The organism is Occultella aeris, assembly GCF_902703175.1.
Taxonomy (GTDB): Bacteria; Actinomycetota; Actinomycetes; order Actinomycetales; family Beutenbergiaceae; genus Occultella; species Occultella aeris.
The window spans coordinates 1-16,146 of the sequence record NZ_CACRYJ010000046.1 but is presented as its reverse complement, the minus strand read 5'-3'; the positions used below and the strand labels follow the sequence as shown (position 1 = coordinate 16,146).

Here is a 16,146-nt window from a genome sequence, read left to right as displayed (position 1 = left end):
TTCTATTGCCCGCTGTCATCGGATGCCTCGACATCGAGACTTTCCCTCGAACTGTACCGCGCACCGGGGCAGGCGCCCGACGATGCCCCCGACCGCGACCTCAGGCGGTCAGTGTCGCCAGAGCGGCCTGGACCACGTCCGAGAACAGGTACATGCCGTCCATGTTCGGGTGGATCAGGTCCGGCTGGAGCTGCTCTGGATGCGCGGTCGCCGCGGCGTTCCAGTCCGCCACCGCCACGTTCGGGTACTCGGCGGCGACGTCGGCCAGGTTCTGGTTGGACTCCGGCACCCAGCTGCTCGACCCATAGATGTTCACGAGCACCACGGACCGGTCCGGGCCGAGCAGGTCGAGGGCCGCCCGGACGAGGTCCGGATCCCGCACGCCGGCGTTCGTGCCCGCGGCGATCACCACGTGCTCGCGCACGGAGCCTGCCGCCACGGCGGCCTGGATGGCCGCCAGGACGTCCGGCCACTGCCGGTTCGACTGGGCGTCGATGCCGATGCCCGGCAGGTCTGCGGACAGGCCGGGTGCTGCCACATAGAGCATCGAGTCACCGAATCCGGAGATCTGCTCCCCCAGCGCCTCGGGTGGCGCAGCGGGCTCCTCCGCGGCGGCCGGCGGCGCCTCCGTGGCCGGCGCCTCCGGGGCCGCCTCGTCGGTGCCGTCGGTGGCCGACTCGCCCTGCGCCGTCGCCTCGTCGTCCCCGACGCCCTCGCTGGCGACGGCCCCGGTGTCCTCGACGATCGCGGCCGCGTCCGCGAGGGCGATCTCCACCTGGGAGCGGTCCGGTGCGGTCGCGAGCGCTGCGGTGAACAGGGACACGCAGGCCAGGCTTGCGGCGACGCCGAGCCGCGGACCGGTCAGGCGCCCCGGGGCGCCGATCGCATCCAGCGCGCGGCGGCTCGCCTCCCGGAAGCCCAGCTCCCGGATCGGGTTCTCGATCCACCGGTAGCAGACCGCAGCGATCACGAGCGTCGCCAGCACGGCCAGGCCGCGCTGCACCCAGTGCCCGGGGGTGTCCATGCCGACCGGGGGTGCGAACGCGGCGATCAGCAGGATCACGGGCCAGTGCCACAGGTAGATGCCGTACGAGCGCTCCCCGATCCAGGCGAGCGGACGCAGCGAGAACACCGCGGTGAGCACCGTGGTCGGCCCGGGCAGTGCGCCGACGATCGCCGCGGTGAGCAGGGAGGCCGCCAGGATTCCGCCCCGGTAGGCGACCGGGCGGCTCGGGTCCATCCAGAGCATCAGTGCGATCAGGCCGGCCAGTGCCGCGAGCGCGATGAACACGCGGCCCCGTCGCCAGAACCGGGTGGCGAGCAGGTTCCAGGACTGCCCGGCGGCGCTGACCGCGAGCGCGGCGCCGATCATCAGGCCGAACGCGTGGGTGTCGGTGCCGTAGTAGACGCGGGTGGCGTCCTGGCCCGGGGTGTACAGCACGGCCATGGCGAGCGCGGATGCGGCCGCGAGCGCGAGCAGGACTCCCACGCGCTGCCGGCCGGTCCTGGTGATCGCCATGATCACCGTGAACAGCAGTGGCCAGAACAGGTAGAACTGCTCCTCAACGGCCAGGGACCAGAAGTTCACGAACAACTGCGGCGAGGTGGCGTTGAAGTAACTGGAGCCGGCGCCGATCTCCAGCCAGTTGTTGGAGAACGTGAGGGCACCGGTCACCTGCCGGCCGATGTTGACGAGCAGGTCTCCGCCCGCGAACACCGCCAGCGAGACCGTCGCGAACACCACGACCACGAGCGCGGGCAGCAGCCGGCGCGCGCGCCGGGTCCAGAACCGGCGCAGGTCGATGCGCCGGTTCCCGCGCAGTTCCCGCACGAGCAGGGTGGTGATCAGGAACCCGGAGATCACGAAGAACACGTCGACGCCGAGGTACCCGCCGGGCAGGCTCAGGGGGCGCAGGTGGAAGATCAGGACGGCGATGATCGCCAGGGCACGCACGCCGTCGAGCCCGTCGATCCGGCCGGTGCGCAGGGCCTGTGCAGGGTCACCCGAGTCGACCTGCTCACGGCTGGGCGCGCTGGGCGCGTCAACGCTCACGATCTCCTCCGGTCCGGCTCGCCTCTTCGTTCGGACCGAGCCTAGGGCGCGGCACGCGGTTCCGGCCGGACCGTTCTCGGCGATGCGCCGAATCGGTCCGGTCCGTGCTCACCCGGCCCGAAGCGGCCAGGTCACCCCCTGGTACACGTCCAGCAACGGCCGGATCTCGATCGTGTACTCCCGCGGCAGCTGCCGCGCTGCCTCGGTCACGCCGGCGAGATCCGGTGCCTCGACGACGTAGAAACCACCCAGTTGCTCGACGGACTCCACGTACGCCCCCTCCGTGACCGGCCGGTGTTCGCCGTCACCCGGCTGCAGCGTCCGGGCCTGCTCGGGGCGGGCGAGGGCGTCACCGTAGAGGACGGCGCCACGGGCGCGGACGGCGTCGGTGAACCGTGCATAGGCGTCCAGCACGGCCTGCTGCGCCGCGTCGTCGCTGGCATCCCAGCGGTCGAAGTGCTCCGCCTCGGTCATCAGCACCAGGAATTTCATCGGTTTGGCCTCTCGGTCGGTGATGGGCTCTCAGCAGTGATGACGGCCGGGACGCACACGGATCGACAGTCTCAGCCGACGGATTCGATGACGACCGTGAGCAGGGCGGCTTCGGCGCCGGTCACGACCGCCGCGGTATCCGTGCTCGAGACCCAACCGCCGGGATAGTCGTGCCGATCCAGTTCGGCACCGGTCGCAACGTCGACGCGGACCACCTCGCCGGGACCGCCCGCGGCGCCGGCGACCGCCGCGACGAGTACGCGACCCTCGGCGAGGTAGCCCTGGCTGATCTCGCCGGCACCCTCCCCGGCGCCTACCACCCAGAGCGTCTTACCGGTCTCGACGTCGACCGCGGTGAGCAGGTCCGACCCGGTGGAGACGACCCACGCCCGGTCCTGGCCCACGTGCACCGGGGTCACCCGGGCCGGGACCTCCATCGTCAGTCCCGCGCTCCCGGGCATCTCCCAGCGGGTGGTGCCGTCGAAGCCGGCCGAGGTGAGGGGCGGATCGTCGGTACCGAGGTCCTGGGCGAGGCACCCGGCGGACGGTACGTCCCTCGCGGCGAGCGCCTCGCCGAAGCACGGGCCGACGGCGTCGCCCGAGGTGAACCCGGGGATCTCCGTGGTCCAGTCCATCAGGTAGGAGGCGACCAGGCCCTCCCCGCCCCAACGCTGGACGACGGCGAGGTCTGGGCCGACCTGTTCGATCCGGTTGTGCTCGTGGGCGCTCAGGGCGCGCAACTCCGCCGCGTGCTCGGCGTCCCACCCGAACGCGCGGGCGTCCACCGCGCCGCTCGCGGGGTCGAAGCGCTGCACGGTGAGCGCGGTGTCGGTGAGCTCGACGCTCCACACCTCCGCCGTCGCCGGAGCGAGGACGGTGGTGATCGTGCCGGCGCTGGGCAGGTAGGCGTCCCGGGTGGCCCCGGTGGCGGCGTCGATCGTGACCACGCCGGCGCGGTCGGGTTCGGTGCCCGGGCAGGGCGGGCCGTCCGAGGTCAACGCGATCACGTCCGATTCGGGCAGGTCCGTGAAGCGCCACTGCCGGCACCCGCCGAGATCGTCCGGGCCCAAGCTCCAGACCTCCTCGCCGGTAGCCCAGTCGACCAGGGTCAGCCGGGTGCCGCCATCCTCCGGTGAGAGCAGCGCCACCCCGGACGTGGTGGCCACCACGGTCGGGTCGTAGTAGTCCTCGACCACTCCGGGGAACTCCCAGCGGACGGCCCCCGCGGCGTCGTAGGCTGCGACGTCGCGGGTCGTGGTGACCGCACCGTCGACCCTCTCGCCGGCTGCCTCGCTCGGCACTGCCGCGCCGACCGCGAGCACCGCGGTTCCCACGGTCGAGGCCAGCAGGACCGATCCCGGCGGCACCTCGACCCAGTCCCCGGTGGTCGGGCCGGCAGGGTCGGGATCTGTGGTCTCCGCGTCGCTCGTCGGCCCGGTGGAACCGGAACCGCCGGGGTCCTCCGAGCCCTGCGGATCGGAGTCCGCGCAGCCGGCGGCCACAAGCAGCAGTCCCGCTCCGATGACGGCGAGCAGGCGCCCGGTGAACCTGGCCGGCCCGTGGACGTCGGCCCGCTTGGTCGACATGCTGTCCCCCTCGTCGATGTCTGCTCGCCGCCCCACTTTCGCAGACCTCGACCGTGGCCGCAGCATCGGATCCGCGATCCGGTCCTTGAGGTGGAGCGCCCTCCTCCGCATGGGGGAGACTGCGCGCCCGGCGCCTCCGTCGCCCGGGTGAACCTCGCCTCCGAGACGCCGTCAGCCATTGCCGCGGCCCGGCTCCGCTGTTAGCAAGGACGGCATGACACAGATCACGGGGGACCTCAGACCATCACGATCACGCACCGCCGCGTTCGCCGCGCTGGCGGCCGCCGGGCTCCTGCTCGGCGGCGCCACAGCCGCCGGGGCGTCCCCGTCCGCGGGCGCCGGGCCCACCCCACCGCCGGCCGACGCCGCGCAGGTGGAAGCACCGATCCCGGACCTCGTCTGGGAGGACTGCGGCGAGGGGCTGGAGGGCTTCGAGTGCGCGAGCGCCGAGGTGCCCAGCGACTACGACGACCCGTACGGCCCGACCACTACGATCGCGCTGACCCGGCTTCCGGCCACCGACCCGGAGCAGCGGATCGGCTCGCTGTTCCTGAACTTCGGCGGCCCGGGCGGTCCCGGGGTGGCGAACCTCCAGGCGCTCGGCCCGCAGGCGTACGGACCCGAGCTGCGCGCCCGGTTCGACATCATCGGCTTCGATCCACGCGGTGTGGGGCTCTCCGACCCGGTGACCTGTTTCCGCAACGCCGACGCGGAAGCCCGATGGACCTCGAACCTCGAGGCGTTCCCGGTCGGCCCCCAGCAGGAGGCGCGGTTCATCGGGTCCTGGGCCGTGGCCGGTGCCTCGTGCACCGCGATCTCCGGTGACCGGATCGCCACGTCCTCCACGGCCAACGTGGCCCGGGACCTGGATCTGCTGCGTCAGGCTGTGGGCGACACGGAGCTGAACTACCTCGGCTACTCCTACGGCACCTACCTCGGCGCGACGTACGGGGCCCTGTTCCCGGACCGGATCCGCGCCCTGGTGCTGGACGGCACGATGGACCCGGAGGCCTACACGGGCCTGGGTGACGACCGGAGCATCGGACGCCGGACCGGTCAGGCGGTCGCCGCGAGCGAAACCTATGGGCAGTTCCTGCGCCTGTGCGCCGAGGCCGGACCGCAGGGCTGCGCACTGGCCGCCCTTGGTGACCCGGAGCAGGTGATGGATGACCTGTTCGCGCAGTTGCAGGCCGAGCCCGTCGAGGTGCCGCTGGGCGACGGGACCACCGTCACGATCGGCTACGACGACGCCGTCACCACGATCTTCTCGTCGCTGTACGCGCCGGCCGGCTGGGCGGACCTCGCTGCCGCGCTGGCCTCGCTGGTCCCGGTCCCCGAACAACCTGGCACCCTGTCCGCGCAGGAGGACTCGCTCGGGAACGACTCGATCCAGGACCTGCTCCGCCGGGTCGGGATCCTCGAGGACTACCCCTCGATGGGCGGTGCGCTGGCGAGCATGTGCGTCGACGGGGAGCACCCCGGCACCGCGCTCGACTACCCGGCGCAGGCGGCCGCGGCGGAGGCGGAGGCACCGCACTTCGGCACCGCCAGGGCTTGGGTCGGCATCCAGTGCGAGTTCACGCCGGTGGCCGACGAGGACCGGTACACGGGCCCGTGGGAGCAGGGCACCGACGCCCCGGTGCTGGTCATCGGGACCCGCTATGACCCGGCGACGCCGTACGCGTTCACGCAGCCGTATGCGGACCTGTGGCGCGACGCCCGGATGCTCACCGTCGAGGGCTACGGACACACCACCCTGGCCACCCCGAGCGCGTGCGCCGACGCGGCGATCACGAACTACCTGATCCACCTCGAGGCCACCGACGGGGCGACCTGCGAGCAGGATCTCGCGCCGTTCACGGCGGCAGCGCAGGAGCAGGTGCCGGCGACGATCCCGGTCGGCTGACGGACCGGAAGGAAGCAAGACCCGGCCCGACGGCGGGGCGGTGCACCCGGGTGCACCGCCTCGCCGTCGGCAGCGGTTGCGCCGGGCACGATCGAGGGTGACGGCGCCGGTCGGCAGATGTGCCCTGCCGCGCCGCGCCTGCCCGTCCTACAGTCGGTCCTGTGAAGGTCACGTTCCACACCGATCCGGCTGAGTTCCTCGCGAATGCCCGCCCGATGCTGGCCGGGGACCCGGTGGTCGGCAGCGTGGTCGCCACGACGACCGAACGCGCCGCCGGTGACCGGGCCGCCGGCGTTCCAGCCCCGGCCCGCCCGTGCTGGTGGGCGACCGTGACCGACGGTGACACGGTCATCGGGCTCGCCATGCGCACCGCTGCGCAGCCACCGTATCCGGTGTTCGTGCTGCCGATGCCGGACGCCGCTGCTCGCCTTCTTGCAGGATCGCTGCGGGACCGTGGCGAACATCCCGGCGGCTGCAACGGGGCACTTCCGGCGGCCCGGGTCTTCGCCGACGAGACCGTGCGCCTCTGGGGTGGGGCCTCGGCGATCGCCCAGCACACCCGGCTGTTCGAGTGCATTGAGGTGGTCCGGCCGCGCGAGGTGCCCGGGCTGCTGCGGCGGGCGGAGGTCCCGGACGCCGAACTCGTCCTGGACTGGTACGCGGCGTTCCACCGCGACGCGCAGGAGCAGGCCGGTCGGGTTCCGGACCGTGGCTTCGGTCCCGACCCGGATCGTGTCCGCCGCGCGATCACGGCGGGCGGGTTCTGGCTGTTCACCGATCCGGACGGCAGACCCGTGCATCTGACCGGGACCAGCCCGCCCGCGTTCGGGGTCGTCCGGATCGCGCCGGTCTACACACCCAAGGCCGACCGCGGCCGCGGGATCGCCTCCCACGTCGTCGCCGAACTGACCGACAGTGGCCTGGCCGACGGGGTGCGGATGTGCCTGTTCACCGACCAGGCCAACCCCACCTCGAACAGGATCTACGAGGCGATCGGCTACCGACGCGTCGCCGACATGGCGAACCTGGGCATCTCGCCGGCCTGATCGGCACCGAACGGGCGCGAAACGACTCTCACGACCGGGCCGACGGTCCTGGCGCCGGGGGTGTCGCAGGCTCGAGGCGCGCGGTGAGGTCCTCACGCAGGAGGGCGCGGGACTCGTCGTCCTCGCGCATGACCGGGCCGGTCGGCACCCAGATCTCGTCATCGATCACGAGGTTCACGGCGCTTCCCTCGAACAGCGTGCCTCGGACCCCACAACGTCCGGCCATGATCGGATGGCGACGCTCCGGGAGCCCGATGGCCCAATACGGGGTCTGACCGAGCACGAGGAAGAGGAACCACTCGCCTGCCACGCTTCGGAAGACCAGGTAGTCCCATTCGCTGGTGATCGGCTGGGCGGCAACCTCGCGCAAGATGAACCACGACCGCGCTGTCCTGATGATCGTCCACACCAGCACAACCCCCGCGATCACCACGATCGCCAGACGCACGCCCATGGGCATGTCGTCCGCCAGCCCCGCCAGTGCCAGGAGCGGCACCAGGACCCACCAGATCGGGGACCGGGCGGCCTCCCCTGCGAACTGCCAGGCCGTCGGTGGCGACGGTGCCGCATCGGCCTCGTCCGCCCAGCCCTCAAGCACGCCGACCCGCCGGATCAGTTCCCGAATGGTCAGATCTCCGAGTTCCACCGGTCTCGCTCCACCGGGCGGTGCGACTACCGACCCGGCGCCGGAGCGCGCCGACTGTAGGTCCTGCCCATCTGGTGTGGCCGGCTCTGACTCCACACCCACGGTGCGCTGGAGGCGCACCGGCCGTCGGATCGCTCTGGCCAGGCCCACTCCGACGGCTGTGCCGAGCAGCGCCAGGGCCGGTCCTGCGGTCACGGAGGTGAGGCCCTCGTACGAACCCTCGTGGTCGAGGGCCTCACCACGGAAGGGCCAGGGCAGCACCCGAACGGTGAGGTGATCGCCAGCCGACGGCAGGGGTTCGTAACAGTCGACGATCGTCTCCTCGGTCCGGCCGGCGTCCTCCCAGGCGACCTGACACAGCCCGTACCCCTCCTCGTCCAGCCCGATGCTGATCACGGTCGCGACCTGGTCGTGTCCGGTCCACCAGATGGCCTGGAACACGCCGGCCAGGGCCAAGGCGACGACGCCTGTGATCAGTGCCGCGCGGGGCATCGCCAACCCCAGAACCCGCAGGCGTCCCAGACGTGGGACGGAAGCGCAGACCAGCGACTCGTAGGCCGGCGCCCACGCGTCCGGTGGCCCCACGAAGATGTGTGTCCCGTCCTCGTCCGTGAGTCCGCGTAACTGCGCGAACTCCGCCAGTTGGTCGTCGATCTGATCGCGACGGACAGCCGCGGTCGACAGCTCCGACCGGTCCACGACGTAGGCGACCCCTCGACCGGACATCCGGATGTCGCGGCCGTCCCCGAACGCGCGACCACGACGCAACTGATCGGTCAGGACCATCACTGCGACGGCCGCGTGACGACCCGCCCGAATCCGGGACTCCGCACGCGCTGCACTGCGAGTACGCCAGATGGCGAAGACGATGCCGCAGACGACACCCGCAAGGATGACCAGGCCACCGCCGATCAGGTACGCCCACCACGCCACCATCGGAGGGTACTAGCGGCGCACTCGATCGTGGCGACGATTCAGAGCTTGGTCACCGGCGAATATCGCAGCAGCAGCCGCTTCGTCCCGCTGGATCCGAAGTCGATCTTCGCGACCGCGTTGGCGCCGGTGCTCTCGACGGCGATCACCCGGCCCATGCCGTAGGCGTCGTGGGTCACCCGGTCACCGACGTCCACCGACGGTGCGTCGGCTCGGGGCTTCGCCGAGCCGAACGACGGCGTGTCCGCCCCCGCGCGGGTGGTGCGGACCGGTGGCGCCGACGGCCCGCGGGACCCGCCGCGGCCACCGTCCCCGCGGTTCCGGTACCCGCCGGTGAAGGATCCGCCCCGTAGAGCAGCCATCGACGACTCGCGGCGCTTCCAGTCCATCAGCTCCTCGGGGATGTCCGCGATGAACCGGCTGGCTGGCAACTCGTTGGGCATCCCCCACGCCGTCCGGACCGCCGCCCGGGACAGGTACAGCCGCTGCCGCGCCCGGGTCAGCGCGACGTACGCGAGCCGGCGCTCCTCGGCGAGTTCCGTCTCGTCCGCGAGGGAACGCTGGTGCGGGAACGTGCCGTCCTCGAGACCGGTGACGAAGACCACCGGGAACTCCAGCCCCTTCGCGGTGTGGACTGTCATCAGGGTGACCACGCCGCGATCGTCGTCGTCGTCGGGGATCTGGTCGGTGTCCGCGACCAGAGCGACCCGCTCGAGGAAGTCGCCAAGGTCGCCCTCCGGGTCGCTCTCGGAGAACTCCGTGGCGACGGCATGCAGCTCGGCGAGGTTCTCCACGCGGGAGGCGTCCTGCGGGTCGTCGCTCGCGCGCAGCTCGGCGAGATAGCCGGACCGGTCCAGTGCCGCGTCGAGGACCTCCGCCGGCGAGGCGCCGCCGGCGGCGAGTTCCCGCAGGCCGCTCATCAGGGTCGCGAAGCCGCGGACCGCGGTCAGCGACCTGGTCGCGAGGCCGATCACGTTCTCGGCGTCCGAGATCGCGGCACCGAACGAGATCCGCTCCCGCTCGGAGTGCGCCGTGATCATAGCCTCGGCCCGGTCCCCCACGCCGCGCTTGGGGACGTTCAGGATCCGGCGCAGGTTGATCGCGTCATCCGGGTTGGCGATAGCCCGCAGGTAGGCGATCGCGTCCTTGACCTCGCGGCGCTCGTAGAACCTGGTGCCACCGACCACCTTGTACGGCAGCCCGACGCGGATCAGGACCTCCTCCAGGGCCCGGGACTGGGCGTTCGTCCGGTAGAAGATCGCCACGTCGCCGGGACGGACGCCGTCGGAGTCACCGAGCCGGTCGATCTCCTCGGCGATGAACCGGGCCTCCTCGTGCTCGCTGTCCGCGACGTACCCGATGATCTGCGGGCCGGAGCCGCTGTCGGTCCAGAGGTTCTTCGCCCGGCGGTCCGGGTTGCGGGAGATGACGGCGTTGGCGGCGCTCAGGATGGTCTGGGTGGAGCGGTAGTTCTGCTCGAGCAGGACCGTCGTCGCGTCCGGGTAGTCGCTCTCGAACTCGACGATGTTGCGGATCGTCGCGCCGCGGAACGCGTAGATGGACTGGTCCGCGTCACCGACGACGGTGAGTTCCGCCGTCGGCAGGTCGTTGTCGTTCGCCTCGGCGCCAGCGGCGCCCTCGGACGGGTCCAGCGGGACCCCGGCCAGCTCGCGCACCAGCATGTACTGGGCCTGGTTCGTGTCCTGGTACTCGTCGACGAGGATGTGCCTGAACCGGCGCCGGTAGTGCTCGGCGACGGCCGGGAACGCCTGGAGCAGGTTCACGGTCGTCATGATCAGGTCGTCGAAGTCGAGGGCGTGCGCCTGGCGCAACCGCTCGTTGTAGAGGCGGTACGCCGCGGCCAGGTTCTGCTCGAACGGGTTGGAGTCCCCGACCGTCCTCGCGTAGTCGTCCGGGTCGACGAGTTCGTTCTTGAGATCGGAGACCCGGTTCGAGAACGCCTTCGGGGGGAACCGCTTCGGGTCCAGGTCGAGCTCGCGGCAGACCAGGAGCATCAGCCGCTGGGAGTCCGCGGCGTCGTAGATCGAGAAGTTGGAGCGCAGCCCGAGGGTCTTGGCCTCACGACGCAGGATGCGCACACACGCGGAGTGGAACGTGGAGACCCACATGTTCCGGGCGCGGGGTCCCACGAGCTCGCTGACCCGCTCGCGCATCTCGGCCGCGGCCTTGTTCGTGAACGTGATCGCGAGGATCTCGCCGGTGCGCGCGCGACCGGTCGCGAGCAGGTACGCGATCCGGTGGGTCAGCACCCGGGTCTTGCCCGAACCTGCCCCGGCGATGATCAGCAGCTGCCCACCCTCGTGCACCACGGCCGCACGCTGCTGCGGGTTCAGTCCGTCCAACAGGGCCTCGGCGGCGAGCGAGCCCGGCCCGTTCTCGCCGTTGGCGTCTCGACCGTCGGGGGATGCCTGCGCATCCGGGTCGCGTGGTGGCATCACCCGGGGCAGGTGGGCGTCGGCGGACGCGGACAGACCGGGCAGCGGGAGGTTGTCGAACAGTGAGGTCATGGCACCTCAAGACTAGGCGTCACCGCCGACACCGGTGAACGAGGCGTCCACTCGATCAGGTGACGATCAGGGCCACGACCCAGGCACCGATCGCGACCATCGCGCCGGCGAGTTCCACGAGGATCGTCACACCGGTGGCCTTCAACGCCGACTTCGTGGAGGACCAGGCGGGCGCCAGGTCCCGCAGGCGGATCCACTCGGCGAGGAACACCGCGAGCACGAAGAACAGCGGGAGACCGATCACCGGCACCACGAAGAACCCGACCACGCCGGCGATCCCGCCCCAGATCAGCGTCGAGTTCGGCACGCCGGCCCGCTTCAGCCCGCGTCCGGCGAGCAGGTACTTGCCCACGCCCGCGGCCACTACGGCCAGCGCCCCGATCACGAACACCCACCAGGCGCCGCCGCCGGTGGCGATCGCCCAGATGAGCACGGCGCCGAGCACGATCAAGGAGCCCGGCAGGACCTGGACGACCACGCCGAACAGGCCGACCACCATGATCAGGGCGCAGATGACCTCGAGTGCACTCACCCGGTCAGTGTGCCGGGTTCGGGCGGCGCCTGCTCATGGACGACCTCGTGGCGGGGTCAGCCGCGGCGGCCCGCTCGCTCGGCGAAGGCGTCGAGAGCCTGTGTGATCTCCCTTGCGTGCCAGGTGCGGTTGCGCTTTCGGCCAACCACGGTCTGGCTCACGACGCTCGCGGCCTCGAGGCGGTCGAGTGCCTTCTGCGCGGTGTTGAAGTCGACGCCGAGCCGGTGCTGAACGAACCGAACCGTCACGACCGGCTGCCCGATGAGCAGGTCGGCTGCGCGCCAGACGGCAGCGCCTCTGCGGGCGGTGATCGTCTCGAGCCACCGGCCGTGGATGTCGGCCAGGTCGCTCAGGAGCGTTCGCCCATTGGAGACGGCGCGGAATGTGGCGTTGGTGATCTCGCCGATGATCGGGACGATGTCGCCGCCGCGGTAGGCGGTGAGCGCCTCGATGTAGGTCCCGGTGTCGGCGAGCAGACCTGCGGAGATCGGGACCGTCATGCGTCGGGTCAGCCCGGCCCGGCGGACCATGGCGTGGATGAGTGCGCGGCCGGTGCGCCCGTTGCCGTCGGGGAACGGGTGGATGGTCTCGAACTGAGCGTGCGCGAGGGCCGCGTGCGGGAGCGTGGGCAGGTCGGCTCGGGTTGCGAATGTCATCAGGTCGGCCATGGCCGCCGGCACCAAGCCATGGTGTGGCGGGACGAACGACGCCTGGTGCGGGCCGGCGTCAGTACCGCCGATCCACACCTGTTCGCTGCGCCACCGCCCCGGGGCGACCCGCGGCTGGTGCACCATCAGTGCAGCATGCATGGCCAGCACCGCGGTCTCGCTGAGGTCACCAGCGAGGTCGGTGGCTGCTGCCATCGCCGCGACGTTGGCTGACACGATCCGGGCGTTGGCACTGGACTCCTCCCCGAGCTCGGCCAGGGCGAGCTGGCGTGCTCCGACCGTGAGGTTCTCGATCTGTGAGGATGCCGCGGATTCGCTGCGCATGAGGACGGCACCGATGGGGGCGATCTCGGCGTCGCCGAGCACGTGTTGGGCCTCGGAGTCGAACCTGGAGATCTCCAGGGCCGCCTCTTCGGCGTCGGTCTGCACCTCGGCCGGGATGGCGACGTCGAGCGCAGTGATGCCGGGGGGCACCGCTGACCGGTACGCGCCGTTGTTGGCCCGCGTCATGCGACGTGAGAGCAGGCCGGAGTCGGAGGGCACCCAGTTGTGTTCCTCCCAGGCCACCGGTGGCCATGGCATGACGCCTCCAGATCCTCCAACAACGAGCGGCCTTATTGGATGTTGTACCGCTAACCTCAAATAAGCATGTGGCTTGTCGGAGATTGATGCAAGAGAACCTGGCCGAGATCTGCCCGGCAGCCATGCTCGGTCCCGGAGTGCACTCACTCTGAGGGTGCATCGGGTCCGGGCGGCGCCTGCTCCTGGACGCCCTCGTAGTAGGCGATCTTGTCCCGCAGGTGCCGCCGCCAGCGACGCAATTGCGCCATCTGCTCGGTCACCGCGTCGTCGTGCTGACGGAGGATCTCCAGGCGCTCGTCGACGGAACCGTCGTTGACGGTCAGGTCGGCGTACCGCTGCATCTGGGCGATCGGCATCCCGGTGTCACGCAGGCAGCGCAGGATCTCCAACCACTCGAGGTCCCGGTCGGTGAACACACGCCGCCCGCTCGTATCGCGGGCGATGTCGTAGAGCAACCCGACCCGTTCGTAGTAGCGCAGGGTCCCGATGCTGAATCCGCTGCGGGCCTCGGTCTCGGCAGGTGTGTAGGTGGCCACGGGTCCATCGTGCGCCGCGGAAGTCCCTCGATCAAGGGCTTGACCTATAGCGCGCTACAGGTCAGAGGGTGGCTCCATGACACCAACGACACCGCCCACCGGCTCCACCACTCCCCTCGAGCAAACCCAGCCGCGCGTCGCGCTCGGCGCCATGTTGTTCGGGACCACCATCGACGAGCCCACCTCCTTCGACATCCTGGACGCCTACGTCGATGCCGGCGGCGTCTGGATCGACACCGCCGACTGCTACGCGTTCTGGGCCGACCCGAGCGGGTACGGCGGTCAGAGCGAGGAACTCCTGGGGCGGTGGCTGGCCGCGCGTCCCGGCGTCCGGGACCGGGTCCGGATCGCCACGAAGGTCGGGTGCGAGTGCCTCACGCCGAACAGCTGGCCCGAGGTCTCCGAGGGACTCGCCCCACAGGTTATCCGGGACGTCGCCGAGCAGAGCCTGCGCCGGATGGGCATCGAGCACATCGACCTGTACTGGGCCCACCGCGACGACCGGGACGTGGCACAGGCGGACAACGTCGCCGCGTTCGGTTCCCTCGTCACCGAGGGGAAGGTCGGTCGGCTCGGGCACTCGAACACCGCCCTGTGGCGCACCGAGCGCGCCCGTGGCATCGCTGCCGGGCTCGGCACCGCCGGACCGACCGCACTGCAGTTGCGCTACAGCTACCTCCAGCCGCGGCCGATGGTGCGCGGACGCGACCACGACCACCGGTTCGGATGGGTCACCGACGAGGCCCTCGACTACGCGGCGTCCGATCCGGACGTGGACATCTGGGCCTACCGCCCGCTGATTGCCGGCACCTACGAACGGGCGGACCGGCCGGTCTCGGAGGCCTTCGTGCACGTGGGGACCACCCGCCGGCTGGAGGCACTTGCGGAGGTGGCCGACGCCGTCGGGCACTCACGCAGTGAGGTGGTGCTCGCCTGGATGACGGGCGGCACCCCGGCGATCACCCCGGTGATCGGGGTGAGCAACCTCGACCAACTGGCGACAGCGATGACCGGCGTGGGCCTGTACCTGCCGACCGAACTCCGGAGTCGGCTCGAGGAGGCCTGGTGAGTCAGCTCCAGAGCACCGCGATCGCGATGTTGACGACGGTGAGGCCGGCGATCCCACCGAGGTAACCCTTGGTGACCTTCTCGGAGTTCCGGGAGCCGTAGATCACGAGCCCGGTCACCACGAGGGCGATGACGAGTTTCACGCCGATCTTGATGTTGTTCGGGTCATGTCCCGCGACGCCGGCGGAGGCAAGGCCGACCATCAGGATGCCGGTGACCAGGGCGGTGAGGATGCCGTGCACGGTGCCCTTGTACAGCGTCGCCGACTTCAGGCCGGCGAGGCTGCCGCCGAGCACGATGGCCCAGCCGATGAGGTGCAGGACGAGCAGGATCCCGTAGACGATGTCCATGTTGCTGACACTACGTCAGAACGGTTCCGCGGGGCCAATCGGCGCCAGCTCAGGCCAGGGCTGCGAGCGCCTGCGGGATCGGCGTGCTGCCCCCGGTGAAGCCGACGAACCGGCCGATCGTGCGGGGCTCGTCGAGGGCGAACGCGACCACGCGCGCGACGTCCTCGCGCGCGACGCCGCCGGTGTCGGTGTCCACGGCGATGTTCCCGGTTCCCGGCTCGTCGGTGAGCGCACCCGGCGCGACGATCGTCCAGTCCAGCGCGGTGCCGCGCAGGTGCTCGTCGGCGGCGGCCTTCGCCTCGGCGTAGGCGAAGAAGCCGGAGCCCTCGGGGACGCCGTGATCGATGCGCGCGCCCTGGTAGGAGACCATCACGTAGCGCAGCACGCCGACCAGCTGGGCCGCATCCATCGAGCGGATCGCCGCATCACGGTCGACGGCGTAGGTCCGGGCCGGGTTGCCACCGCCGGCACCGGCTGACCACACCACGGCGTCGTGTCCGGCGAGGTACTCGGAGATCTGCGTGGCGGACAGGTTCTCCACGTCGGCGACCACCGCCGTCGCCCCGGTCGCCTCGACGTCCGCCGCGTGCGCGGGGTTGCGGATCAGCGAGCTGACCCGGTGCCCGTCCTGGACCAGGATCCGGCTCAGGTGCAGCGCGACCTTGCCGTGGCCGCCGATGATCGCGATGAGGGACATGTTCCTACCTTCGTCTCGGTTTCTCGCCGGGCGCGGTGAGGTGCGCCCGCTACAGCAACCTTCGCACGGCGGCCCAGCGGGTCAACTCGTGCCGGGACGAGAGCTGCAGCTTGCGCAGCACGGCGGAGACGTGCGTCTCGACGGTCTTGATGGAGATGAACAACTCGCCGGCGACCTCGCGGTAGGTGTACCCACGGGCGATCAGGCGCATCACCTCCTGCTCGCGTGCGGACAACCGGTCCAGCTCGTCGTCGGTGACGGCGACGTCCGCCGCAGCGGTGCCGAACGCGTCCAGCACGAATCCGGCCAGGCGCGGCGAGAACACCGCATCTCCGGAGGCCACCCGACGCACCGCATCGGACAGGTCTGCTCCGTTGATCGCCTTGGTCACGTACCCGCGCGCGCCGGCCCGGATCACCGAGACCACGTCCTCACTGGCGTCCGAGACCGACAGCGCGAGGAATGTGACGTCGCCCAGCACGTCGGCGCAACCGGCCAGCACCTCCGCCCCACCCCCACCCTG

General features: G+C 71.0%; 14 protein-coding genes. 3 read left to right on the top strand and 11 right to left on the bottom strand.

Translation table 11 applies throughout. From position 1 onward, the window contains the following. Window positions 1-100 precede the first annotated feature (100 nt). The 3 genes from HALOF300_RS15080 to HALOF300_RS15070 form a co-directional block, all read right to left on the bottom strand. Window positions 101-2,053: an acyltransferase family protein gene (locus HALOF300_RS15080; protein ID WP_156741756.1), complete on the bottom strand. Its 1,953-nt coding sequence runs from the start codon at window positions 2,051-2,053 to the stop codon at window positions 101-103. A gap of 108 nt (window positions 2,054-2,161) precedes the next feature. Beyond that, a complete protein-coding gene (locus tag HALOF300_RS15075; protein WP_156741755.1) occupies window positions 2,162-2,545 on the bottom strand; it encodes a YciI family protein in 384 nt (127 codons plus the stop codon). 71 nt (window positions 2,546-2,616) lie between these two features. Next, complete coding sequence (locus HALOF300_RS15070; protein WP_156741754.1) at window positions 2,617-4,131, bottom strand: PQQ-binding-like beta-propeller repeat protein; 1,515 nt, start codon at window positions 4,129-4,131, stop codon at window positions 2,617-2,619. 214 nt (window positions 4,132-4,345) lie between these two features. On the opposite strand from HALOF300_RS15070, the gene HALOF300_RS15065 reads away from it, so the two are divergent. Both HALOF300_RS15065 and HALOF300_RS15060 read left to right on the top strand, forming a co-directional pair. Further along, the gene (locus HALOF300_RS15065; RefSeq protein WP_156741753.1) at window positions 4,346-6,037 is read left to right on the top strand and encodes an alpha/beta hydrolase; all 1,692 of its coding nucleotides are present in this window, start codon (window positions 4,346-4,348) and stop codon (window positions 6,035-6,037) included. Between the two features lie 161 nt (window positions 6,038-6,198). Beyond that, a complete protein-coding gene (locus HALOF300_RS15060) occupies window positions 6,199-7,083 on the top strand; it encodes a GNAT family N-acetyltransferase (RefSeq protein ID WP_197522588.1) in 885 nt (294 codons plus the stop codon). Between the two features lie 28 nt (window positions 7,084-7,111). Here HALOF300_RS15060 and HALOF300_RS15055 read toward each other — a convergent pair whose 3' ends face one another. The 5 genes from HALOF300_RS15055 to HALOF300_RS15035 all read right to left on the bottom strand — a co-directional run bounded on the left by HALOF300_RS15055 (window position 7,112) and on the right by HALOF300_RS15035 (window position 13,508). After that, on the bottom strand, window positions 7,112-8,662 hold the full coding sequence (locus tag HALOF300_RS15055; RefSeq protein ID WP_156741752.1) for a hypothetical protein: 1,551 nt from the start codon (window positions 8,660-8,662) through the stop codon (window positions 7,112-7,114). Between the two features lie 41 nt (window positions 8,663-8,703). Then, window positions 8,704-11,190 (bottom strand): DNA helicase PcrA, encoded by a 2,487-nt coding sequence (pcrA, locus tag HALOF300_RS15050; protein WP_156741751.1) that lies wholly within the window; start codon window positions 11,188-11,190, stop codon window positions 8,704-8,706. Window positions 11,191-11,245: 55 nt separating this feature from the next. After that, window positions 11,246-11,722, bottom strand: coding sequence for a DUF456 domain-containing protein (locus HALOF300_RS15045; RefSeq protein ID WP_231955419.1), 477 nt, complete (start codon window positions 11,720-11,722; stop codon window positions 11,246-11,248). A gap of 56 nt (window positions 11,723-11,778) precedes the next feature. Then, the gene (locus tag HALOF300_RS15040) at window positions 11,779-12,972 is read right to left on the bottom strand and encodes a Fic family protein (protein ID WP_156741750.1); all 1,194 of its coding nucleotides are present in this window, start codon (window positions 12,970-12,972) and stop codon (window positions 11,779-11,781) included. 143 nt (window positions 12,973-13,115) lie between these two features. Next, window positions 13,116-13,508, bottom strand: a complete 393-nt coding sequence (locus HALOF300_RS15035; protein WP_156741749.1) for a MerR family transcriptional regulator — start codon at window positions 13,506-13,508, stop codon at window positions 13,116-13,118. 76 nt (window positions 13,509-13,584) lie between these two features. On the opposite strand from HALOF300_RS15035, the gene HALOF300_RS15030 reads away from it, so the two are divergent. Beyond that, a complete protein-coding gene (locus tag HALOF300_RS15030) occupies window positions 13,585-14,577 on the top strand; it encodes an aldo/keto reductase (RefSeq protein WP_197522587.1) in 993 nt (330 codons plus the stop codon). A 1-nt stretch (window position 14,578) separates the two neighbouring features. Here the strand turns inward: HALOF300_RS15030 and HALOF300_RS15025 are convergent, their stop codons facing one another. From HALOF300_RS15025 to HALOF300_RS15015, 3 genes are all read right to left on the bottom strand, one after another. Then, complete coding sequence (locus tag HALOF300_RS15025) at window positions 14,579-14,926, bottom strand: hypothetical protein (RefSeq protein ID WP_156741748.1); 348 nt, start codon at window positions 14,924-14,926, stop codon at window positions 14,579-14,581. A 49-nt stretch (window positions 14,927-14,975) separates the two neighbouring features. Continuing rightward, a complete protein-coding gene (locus tag HALOF300_RS15020) occupies window positions 14,976-15,623 on the bottom strand; it encodes an SDR family oxidoreductase (protein WP_156741747.1) in 648 nt (215 codons plus the stop codon). A 49-nt stretch (window positions 15,624-15,672) separates the two neighbouring features. Next, window positions 15,673-16,146: LuxR C-terminal-related transcriptional regulator (locus HALOF300_RS15015; protein WP_156741746.1), on the bottom strand; the 474-nt coding region annotated here is incomplete at its 5' end.